Below are 8,183 nucleotides of genomic sequence, written 5' to 3' on the forward strand. Positions count from 1 at the left end.
TAGCCGATACCGGCCTTTGCCCGGCCGTGCATCGGCTGGTGGCTGACGTCCAGGTCGTCGATCAGGACGCGGCCCTGGTCGGCCTGTACCAGGCCAACGATCATGTAGAAGCAGGTGGTCTTGCCGGCGCCGTTCGGGCCAAGCAGGCCAACGATCTGGCCGCTGTCGATGGACAGGCTGACGTCGCGCACGACCTGGCGGCTCTTGTAGCTCTTGGCCAGATGCTGAGCTTTCAGAGTTGCCATTACTGGGCCTTATTCTCGTCGGTTTTCTTCTTCGGCTGGATCACCATGTCGATACGCGGACGTGCCTCGGTGACCTTGCTGCCCGTGGCGCGACCGGCGCTGGCGAGCTTTTTGACCGTGTCGTAGACGATTTTCTCGCCTTGGGTGACGTTGTTGTCCTTGTCGACAACTTTTGCCTTGTCAATCAACACGACCCGGTTTTGTGCAGCGTGATACTGGATGGTCACGCCCCAGCCCTGAACGGGTTTGGTATCGCCAGCGGTCTGCAGTTGCTCGAAGTACGCCAGGTTGCCCACCGAGGTCACTACGTCGATGTCGCCGGTCGGGGTACGGGTGATGGTCACGGTGTTGCCGGTCACCTTCATCGAGCCTTGGGTGATGATCACATCACCCTTATAGGTAGCAATACCTTGCTTGTCGTCCAGTTGGGCATCGTCGGCCTGAATGCGGATAGGCTGCTGTTGATCTTCCGGTAGAGCCCAGGCGCTCACGCTTCCCAGTGCTGCGCCCAGACTGAGCAAAATCGGGAGGGTTTTAACGAGCCTCATACTGTCCTCTTACGTTCGATAGCAGGTGTATCCTGCTTTCTTTCAAATACGCCTTCATTCCCTTGCCAGTCGATACACCGCCAGCGCCGTCGATTCTAACGTCTTGCTCGGTCTGCGCATATTGCTGCTGCGGGAACACGGTCATGCGGGTGCTGGTGATCAGGGTTTTACGGTTTTTCTCGTCGAAGCGCGTGATACGCACGTCATCGATCAGCTCGACCTGTGTGCCGTCAGGGTTGACCTCGCCGTGCAGGCTCTGGACGTGCCACGGAAATTCAGTGCCGCGGAACACATTCAGGTCGGGGTTGGTCAGCAATGTCACCTCGGTCGCCTTCAGGTGCTCGACCTTGTCGGACACCAGATCATATTGCAGCTTGCCGTCCGGCAGGTACTGCACGCTGTGGGCGTTGATGGCGTAATAGTCGATCGCGCTTTCATCGACCGGCGTTACCGGCTTGTCGAGGAAACGTTCCGGGCTGATGTTCCAGTAGCCAACCGCGGCGAATATCGCCGCGATGCAACTGAACAGCAGGGTGTTGCGAAACTTTTTGCTCAGCATAGTGGGCTCACAGGTACGCTGCATTGGCCGCATCGAGGCGGTCCTGGGCGCGCAGGATCAATTCGCAGAATTCGCGAGCGGCACCTTCGCCGCCACGGGCGAGGGTGATGCCGTGAGCGTTTTCACGCACGAAACTGGCAGCATTGGCCACCGCCATGCCCAGGCCGACACGGCGAATCACCGGCAGGTCCGGCAGGTCGTCGCCGAGGTAGGCCACCTGTTCATAGCTCAGGTTGAGTTGGGCCAGTAGTTCGTCGAGTACCACCAGTTTGTCTTCGCGCCCCTGATACAGGTGCGGGATGCCGAGGTTCCTGGCTCGCCGCTCGACCACCGGGGTCTTGCGGCCACTGATGATGGCTGTCTGTACGCCGGCGGCCATCAGCATCTTGATACCCTGACCGTCGAGTGTGTTGAACGTCTTGAATTCGCTGCCGTCTTCGAGGAAGTACAGGCGCCCATCGGTCAGCACGCCATCGACATCGAACACCGCCAGCTTGATCTGTTTGCCGCGTTGCAGCAGGTCCGCACTCATTACATTACTCCTGCACGCAGCAAGTCGTGCATGTTCAAGGCGCCGACCGGGCGGTCTTCTCTGTCGACCACGACCAGTGCGTTGATTTTATGGTCTTCCATGATTTTCAGCGCTTCGGCGGCGAGCATTTCGGCGCGGGCTGTCTTGCCGTGAGCAGTCATGACCTGGTCGATAGTAGCGCTATGGATGTCGATGCTACGGTCCAGCGTGCGACGCAAGTCACCGTCGGTAAAGATCCCGGCCAGCTTTCCATCGGCTTCCAGAATCACGGTCATGCCCAGGCCTTTGCGGGTCATTTCCATTAGCGCGTCTTTCAACAGGGTGCCGCGCTGTACTTGCGGCAGCTCTTGCCCGGCGTGCATGACATTTTCCACTTTCAGCAGCAGACGTCGGCCCAGGGCGCCGCCGGGATGGGAAAAGGCAAAGTCTTCGGCAGTAAAACCACGGGCTTCCAGCAGCGCGACGGCCAGGGCGTCGCCCATGACCAGGGCGGCGGTGGTCGACGAGGTGGGTGCCAGGTTCAACGGGCAGGCTTCGTGCTCGACGTGAACGTTCAGGTTGACCTCGGCGGCCTTGGCCAGCGCGGAGTCAGGGTTGCCGGTCACGCTGATCAACTGAATGCCCAGGCGCTTGATCAGTGGCAGCAGGGTAACGATTTCATTGGTGGAGCCGGAGTTCGAGAGCGCCAGAATGATGTCGTCGCGGGTAATCATGCCCATGTCGCCGTGGCTGGCTTCAGCCGGGTGCACAAAAAATGCCGTGGTGCCGGTGCTGGCCAGGGTCGCGGCAATCTTGTTGCCGATGTGCCCCGACTTGCCCATGCCGACCACGACCACGCGGCCTTTGCTGGCCAGAATCATCTCGCAAGCGCGTACGAAATCTGCGTCGAGATGGGGTAGCAGGCCTTGCACGGCTTCTACCTCGAGGCGGATGGTGCGTTGTGCTGATTGAATCAGGTCGCTGGATTGGCTCATGTCAGAAATCGTATAGCCTGATGAAAAGGCGGCGATTATAGCGGTTATGATCGAATCCCTCACGCAAGTTCGTCGTGCATTGTCAGTCCCTGTTGCCGGAAACCTTCTAAATGGGGCTTTCAAGCTGTAGTGCAGTTGAATATGACCCGGCTTTGGCCTTGGGCGCGCAGCCTTTGCAGTGATATAGTTCGCCGCCAGTTCGGCCTGCCCGGGAGGTATGTGCTTTCGTCAGAAAGCCAGGCGTCCGAGTGAGAGGCTGCATCGCAAGGAGTTTAGATGAGTGCCGATAACGCCTACGCGGTCGAGCTGAAGGGACTGTCCTTCAAGCGCGGTGCGCGCAGCATTTTCAACAATGTCGATATCCGTATACCACGCGGCAAGGTCACCGGCATCATGGGGCCTTCCGGGTGTGGCAAGACCACGCTTTTGCGTCTGATGGGCGCCCAGTTGCGGCCCACCAAGGGCGAAGTCTGGGTCAACGGTCAGAATCTGCCAAAACTGTCGCGCAGCGACCTGTTCGATGCGCGCAAGCATATGGGCGTGCTGTTTCAGAGCGGCGCACTGTTTACCGACCTCGATGTCTTCGAGAACGTCGCTTTTCCGCTGCGGGTTCACACGCAACTGCCGGAAGAAATGATCCGCGACATCGTCCTGCTCAAGCTGCAGGCCGTGGGATTGCGTGGTGCCATCGAACTGATGCCCGATGAGCTTTCCGGCGGCATGAAGCGCCGTGTTGCGCTGGCCCGGGCGATTGCCCTCGATCCACAGATACTCATGTACGACGAGCCCTTTGTCGGCCAGGACCCCATCGCAATGGGCGTTCTGGTGCGCCTGATCCGGTTGCTCAACGATGCGCTGGGCATCACCAGCATCGTGGTATCCCATGACCTGGCAGAGACCGCGAGCATTGCCGATTACATTTATGTGGTGGGCGATGGTCAGGTATTGGGGCAGGGCACGCCGGACGAACTGATGAATTCGGATGAGCCGCGTATCCGTCAATTCATGACCGGTGAACCCGATGGCCCGGTTCCGTACCACTTTCCAGCGACGGATTACCGCGCAGATCTTCTGGGGAAGCGCTGATGCGCAGAATTTCATTGATAGAACGCGTGCGTCGCTTCGGCCAGGCAGGCATCGATGCGCTGGCGGTGTTCGGGCGTTCGAGCTTGTTCCTGTTTCATGCCTTGCTCGGCCGGGGCGGTATCGGTGGCGGCTTCGGGTTGCTGGTCAAGCAGTTGCATTCGGTGGGCGTGATGTCCCTGGTGATCATCGTGGTCTCCGGGGTATTCATCGGCATGGTGCTGGCGCTGCAGGGTTTCAACATTCTTTCCAGCTATGGTTCAGAGCAGGCTGTCGGGCAGATGGTTGCCCTGACGCTGCTGCGTGAGCTGGGGCCGGTGGTGACCGCCTTGCTGTTCGCCGGGCGCGCAGGTTCCGCTTTGACCGCCGAAATCGGCAACATGAAGTCCACCGAGCAGTTGTCCAGCCTGGAAATGATCGGGGTCGACCCGCTCAAGTACATCATTGCGCCACGCCTGTGGGCCGGTTTCATTTCCCTGCCGGTGCTGGCGATGATTTTCAGCGTGGTGGGTATCTGGGGCGGCTCGTGGGTAGCTGTCGACTGGCTGGGGGTCTATGAAGGCTCCTACTGGTCGAACATGCAGAACAGCGTGACGTTCACTGAGGATGTGCTCAACGGGATCATCAAAAGTATCGTCTTTGCCTTTGTCGTGACCTGGATCGCCGTATTCCAAGGCTATGACTGCGAACCCACTTCCGAGGGGATCAGTCGTGCCACTACCAAGACCGTTGTGTATGCCTCGTTGGCAGTACTCGGCCTGGACTTTATTCTGACCGCCTTGATGTTTGGAGATTTCTGATGCAAAACCGCACCCTGGAAATCGGTGTCGGCCTTTTCTTGCTGGCTGGCATCCTGGCTTTGCTCTTGTTGGCGTTGCGGGTCAGTGGCCTGTCCCCGACTCCGAGCACCGACACCTATAAACTTTACGCCTACTTCGACAATATCGCCGGTTTGACTGTCAGAGCAAAGGTGACCATGGCCGGTGTGACCATCGGCAAGGTTACGGCCATCGATCTGGATCGCGACAGTTTCACCGGTCGGGTGACCATGCAGCTGGAAAAACGCATCGATAATCTGCCTGCGGACTCTACTGCATCTATTCTGACCGCTGGCCTGTTGGGCGAGAAGTACATCGGTATCAGCGTCGGCGGGGAAGATACCCTGCTCAAGGATGGTGGAACCATCCATGACACGCAGTCATCGCTGGTGCTCGAAGACCTGATCGGTAAATTCCTGCTCAATACCGTTAGCAAAGAAGCTAAATGAGGAACTTTTAAATGATCTCTACCTTGCGACGTGGCCTGTTGGTAATGCTCGCGGTGTTTCCGTTGGTGTCTCATGCCGTAGCGTCGCCTTCGGCGCACGAACTGGTGCAGGACACAACCAACCGTATGCTCGCGGATCTGGCGGCAAACAAAGAGAAGTACAAGAAGGACCCGCAGGACTTCTATACGGCGCTGAACAACATCGTCGGGCCGGTTGTGGATGCCGAGGGTATTTCCAAGAGCATCATGACGGTCAAATACTCGAAGAAAGCTACGCCTGCGCAGATGAAGACCTTCGAAGAAAACTTCAAGAAGGGTCTGTTCCAGTTCTATGGCAATGCCTTGCTGGAGTACAACAACCAGGGCATCACCGTTGAACCTGCCAAGGACGAGTCGGGCGACCGTACCAGCGTTGGCATGACCGTCAAGGGCAGCAGCGGCTCGATCTATCCAGTGTCCTACACGCTGGAAAAGATCAACGGCGAGTGGAAGCTGCGTAACGTCATCATCAACGGCATCAACATCGGCAAGCTGTTCCGCGATCAGTTCGCCGATGCGATGCAGCGCAATGGCAACGACCTGGACAAGACCATCAATGGTTGGGCCGGGGAAGTCGCCAAGGCCAAGGAAGCCACCGACAAGAAACCAGAGCAGTCAGCCCAATGAGTGAGTCGGCAGTCCAGATGGACGAAGCGGGCGAGCTGCGACTCAGTGGAGTGCTGGATTACCGCACCGGCCCTGGCCTGCGCGAGCAGGGCAAGGCGCTGATCAAGGCCAGCAAGGCTGCGGCGCTGGTGGTCGATTGCTCGGCGGTGACCAAGTCCAGCAGTGTCGGTTTGTCGTTGCTGCTGTGCTTCATCCGCGATGCGCAGGCGGCCGGCAAGGCCCTGAGCATCCGCGGTATGCCGGACGACATGCGTGAAATCGCTCAGGTCAGCGAGATGACCGGGCTATTGGCGCATTCCTGAACCGCATCTATAAAGAAGCCCCCCGTCAGAGTCCTGTGATTGCGGGGTTCGCAGGCGCGGGGCTTTTTTGTATGATGTCCGACCCGCGCGCACAGGGCGCCGATTGAGGTTGAGCATGCAGGCCGTAGAAGTGAAGAGCTTCCTTGAAGGAAAGCTGCCAGGAATTCAGGTAGAAGTTGAAGGCGAAGGCTGCAATTTCCAGCTGAACGTGATTAGCGATGAACTGGCGGCATTGAGCCCGGTCAAGCGTCAGCAGCAGGTCTATGCCCATTTGAACCCGTGGATCGTCGATGGCAGCATCCATGCGGTCACTATGAAATTTTTCAGCAGCGCGGCCTGGGCCGAGCGCACCTGAGCCCAAGGGCGTCGAGATTCTTATGGATAAATTGATTATTACCGGTGGCGTTCGTCTTGATGGCGAAATCCGCATCTCCGGGGCAAAGAACTCTGCCCTGCCGATCCTGGCTGCCACTTTGCTGTGCGATGGCCCGGTGACCGTGGCCAACCTGCCGCACCTGCACGACATCACGACCATGATCGAGCTGTTCGGCCGCATGGGCATTGAACCGGTGATCGACGAGAAACTCGCCGTCGAAATCGACCCGCGCACCATCAAGACCCTGGTCGCACCGTACGAACTGGTTAAAACCATGCGTGCGTCGATTCTGGTGCTGGGCCCGATGGTTGCCCGTTTCGGTGAAGCCGAAGTCGCCTTGCCTGGCGGTTGCGCCATCGGTTCGCGTCCGGTTGACCTGCACATCCGCGGCCTGGAAGCCATGGGCGCGGTCATTGACGTCGAAGGCGGCTACATCAAGGCCAAGGCACCAGAAGGCGGCCTGCGCGGTGCGCACTTCTTCTTCGATACCGTCAGTGTGACCGGTACCGAAAACATCATGATGGCCGCAGCATTGGCCAAGGGTCGCAGCGTACTGGCAAACGCCGCGCGCGAACCTGAAGTGGTCGACCTGGCGAACTTCCTGAACGCCATGGGCGCCAAGGTTTCCGGTGCTGGCACCGATACCATCACCATCGATGGCGTCGAGCGTCTGCACACCACCACTTACAAAGTGATGCCCGACCGTATCGAAACCGGCACCTACCTGGTGGCGGCGGCGGTGACCGGTGGTCGTGTGAAGGTCAAGGATACGGATCCGACCATCCTCGAAGCCGTTCTGGAAAAACTCCGTGAGTCCGGTGCCGAAATCATTACCGGCGAAGACTGGATCGAGCTGAACATGCATGGCAAGCGGCCGAAAGCCGTCAACGTGCGGACCGCTCCGTACCCGGCGTTCCCGACTGACATGCAAGCACAGTTCATCTCCCTCAACGCCATTGCCGAAGGCACTGGCGCAGTGATCGAGACGATCTTCGAAAACCGCTTCATGCACGTCTACGAGCTGCACCGCATGGGCGCCAAGATCCAGGTCGAAGGCAACACGGCAATCGTCACCGGCACCGAAAAACTCAAGGGTGCGCCAGTGATGGCGACTGACCTGCGTGCTTCGGCCAGCCTGGTGATCTCGGCCCTGATCGCCGACGGCGACACGCTGATCGACCGCATCTACCACATAGACCGTGGCTACGAGTGCATCGAAGAAAAACTGCAGATGCTGGGTGCCAAGATCCGTCGCGTTCCGGGCTAGTACCTGCTGCATGGGCATAAGGACATGCCCGTTGATTTGTTGAAGTCGAGCCGTTTTCGGCCGATGTGTGTCCGGCGCCATTTGCGACCGGGCATGAGTACCTTGATAAGGACTGACGTTTCCCATGTTGACCATCGCACTGTCCAAGGGCCGCATCCTTGACGACACCCTGCCGCTTCTGGCTGAAGCGGGCATCGTGCCGACCGAGAATCCGGACAAGAGTCGCAAGCTGATCATTCCCACGACCCAGGAAGATGTACGCCTGCTGATCGTGCGTGCCACCGATGTGCCGACCTATGTCGAACATGGTGCCGCCGACCTCGGTGTCGCCGGTAAAGATGTGCTGATGGAATATGGCGGCCAGG

General features: G+C 58.8%; 13 protein-coding genes. 8 read left to right on the forward strand and 5 right to left on the reverse strand.

Annotation, left to right across the window (positions count from 1 at the left end):
• From PMI29_RS08065 to PMI29_RS08045, 5 genes are all read right to left on the reverse strand, one after another.
• Window positions 1–245: ATP-binding cassette domain-containing protein (locus PMI29_RS08065; RefSeq protein WP_008001287.1), on the reverse strand; the 245-nt coding region annotated here is incomplete at its 3' end.
• Window positions 245–793, reverse strand: a complete 549-nt coding sequence (gene lptA, locus PMI29_RS08060) for a lipopolysaccharide transport periplasmic protein LptA (protein WP_007986700.1) — start codon at window positions 791–793, stop codon at window positions 245–247. The genes lptA and PMI29_RS08065, both read right to left, overlap by 1 nt.
• Window positions 780–1,352, reverse strand: a complete 573-nt coding sequence (gene lptC / locus PMI29_RS08055; protein ID WP_033052584.1) for an LPS export ABC transporter periplasmic protein LptC — start codon at window positions 1,350–1,352, stop codon at window positions 780–782. The genes lptA and lptC overlap by 14 nt, the downstream gene beginning before the upstream one ends.
• Window positions 1,353–1,359: 7 nt before the next feature.
• The gene (locus tag PMI29_RS08050; protein WP_008001291.1) at window positions 1,360–1,884 is read right to left on the reverse strand and encodes a KdsC family phosphatase; all 525 of its coding nucleotides are present in this window, start codon (window positions 1,882–1,884) and stop codon (window positions 1,360–1,362) included.
• On the reverse strand, window positions 1,884–2,858 hold the full coding sequence (locus tag PMI29_RS08045; protein WP_008001293.1) for a KpsF/GutQ family sugar-phosphate isomerase: 975 nt from the start codon (window positions 2,856–2,858) through the stop codon (window positions 1,884–1,886). Before PMI29_RS08045 ends, PMI29_RS08050 begins: the two co-directional genes overlap by 1 nt.
• A 276-nt stretch (window positions 2,859–3,134) precedes the next feature.
• Between PMI29_RS08045 and PMI29_RS08040 the strand changes: the two genes are divergently transcribed.
• The 8 genes from PMI29_RS08040 to hisG all read left to right on the forward strand — a co-directional run.
• Window positions 3,135–3,944: an ATP-binding cassette domain-containing protein gene (locus tag PMI29_RS08040; protein ID WP_008001295.1), complete on the forward strand. Its 810-nt coding sequence runs from the start codon at window positions 3,135–3,137 to the stop codon at window positions 3,942–3,944.
• Window positions 3,944–4,741 carry a lipid asymmetry maintenance ABC transporter permease subunit MlaE gene (mlaE, locus tag PMI29_RS08035; protein WP_008001297.1) on the forward strand — a complete coding sequence of 266 codons (798 nt, stop codon included), beginning with the start codon at window positions 3,944–3,946 and terminating at the stop codon, window positions 4,739–4,741. The genes PMI29_RS08040 and mlaE overlap by 1 nt, the downstream gene beginning before the upstream one ends.
• On the forward strand, window positions 4,741–5,208 hold the full coding sequence (gene mlaD, locus PMI29_RS08030) for an outer membrane lipid asymmetry maintenance protein MlaD (protein WP_007970271.1): 468 nt from the start codon (window positions 4,741–4,743) through the stop codon (window positions 5,206–5,208). The genes mlaE and mlaD overlap by 1 nt, the downstream gene beginning before the upstream one ends.
• 11 nt (window positions 5,209–5,219) lie before the next feature.
• On the forward strand, window positions 5,220–5,873 hold the full coding sequence (locus tag PMI29_RS08025; RefSeq protein ID WP_008001300.1) for an MlaC/ttg2D family ABC transporter substrate-binding protein: 654 nt from the start codon (window positions 5,220–5,222) through the stop codon (window positions 5,871–5,873).
• A complete protein-coding gene (locus PMI29_RS08020) occupies window positions 5,870–6,175 on the forward strand; it encodes an STAS domain-containing protein (protein ID WP_008001302.1) in 306 nt (101 codons plus the stop codon). Before PMI29_RS08025 ends, PMI29_RS08020 begins: the two co-directional genes overlap by 4 nt.
• Window positions 6,176–6,290: 115 nt before the next feature.
• Window positions 6,291–6,530, forward strand: coding sequence for a BolA family protein (locus PMI29_RS08015; protein ID WP_007986714.1), 240 nt, complete (start codon window positions 6,291–6,293; stop codon window positions 6,528–6,530).
• 22 nt (window positions 6,531–6,552) lie between these two features.
• Window positions 6,553–7,818: a UDP-N-acetylglucosamine 1-carboxyvinyltransferase gene (gene murA, locus PMI29_RS08010; RefSeq protein ID WP_008001304.1), complete on the forward strand. Its 1,266-nt coding sequence runs from the start codon at window positions 6,553–6,555 to the stop codon at window positions 7,816–7,818.
• Between the two features lie 124 nt (window positions 7,819–7,942).
• Window positions 7,943–8,183 (forward strand): ATP phosphoribosyltransferase (gene hisG / locus PMI29_RS08005; RefSeq protein WP_008001306.1); only part of this gene is annotated, 241 nt, incomplete at its 3' end.

Source organism: Pseudomonas sp. GM49, from assembly GCF_000282355.1.
Lineage (GTDB): Bacteria > Pseudomonadota > Gammaproteobacteria > Pseudomonadales > Pseudomonadaceae > Aquipseudomonas.

What these genes read in the sequence shown, in the direction of transcription:
- lptA (WP_007986700.1), bottom strand. Translation starts at nt 793, where the DNA reads ATGAGGCTCGTTAAAACCCTCCCGATTTTGCTCAGTCTGGGCGCAGCA.
- lptC (WP_033052584.1), bottom strand. Translation starts at nt 1,352, where the DNA reads ATGCTGAGCAAAAAGTTTCGCAACACCCTGCTGTTCAGTTGCATCGCG.
- PMI29_RS08050 (WP_008001291.1), bottom strand. Translation starts at nt 1,884, where the DNA reads ATGAGTGCGGACCTGCTGCAACGCGGCAAACAGATCAAGCTGGCGGTG.
- PMI29_RS08045 (WP_008001293.1), bottom strand. Translation starts at nt 2,858, where the DNA reads ATGAGCCAATCCAGCGACCTGATTCAATCAGCACAACGCACCATCCGC.
- PMI29_RS08040 (WP_008001295.1), top strand. Translation starts at nt 3,135, where the DNA reads ATGAGTGCCGATAACGCCTACGCGGTCGAGCTGAAGGGACTGTCCTTC.
- mlaE (WP_008001297.1), top strand. Translation starts at nt 3,944, where the DNA reads ATGCGCAGAATTTCATTGATAGAACGCGTGCGTCGCTTCGGCCAGGCA.
- mlaD (WP_007970271.1), top strand. Translation starts at nt 4,741, where the DNA reads ATGCAAAACCGCACCCTGGAAATCGGTGTCGGCCTTTTCTTGCTGGCT.
- PMI29_RS08025 (WP_008001300.1), top strand. Translation starts at nt 5,220, where the DNA reads ATGATCTCTACCTTGCGACGTGGCCTGTTGGTAATGCTCGCGGTGTTT.
- PMI29_RS08020 (WP_008001302.1), top strand. Translation starts at nt 5,870, where the DNA reads ATGAGTGAGTCGGCAGTCCAGATGGACGAAGCGGGCGAGCTGCGACTC.
- PMI29_RS08015 (WP_007986714.1), top strand. Translation starts at nt 6,291, where the DNA reads ATGCAGGCCGTAGAAGTGAAGAGCTTCCTTGAAGGAAAGCTGCCAGGA.
- murA (WP_008001304.1), top strand. Translation starts at nt 6,553, where the DNA reads ATGGATAAATTGATTATTACCGGTGGCGTTCGTCTTGATGGCGAAATC.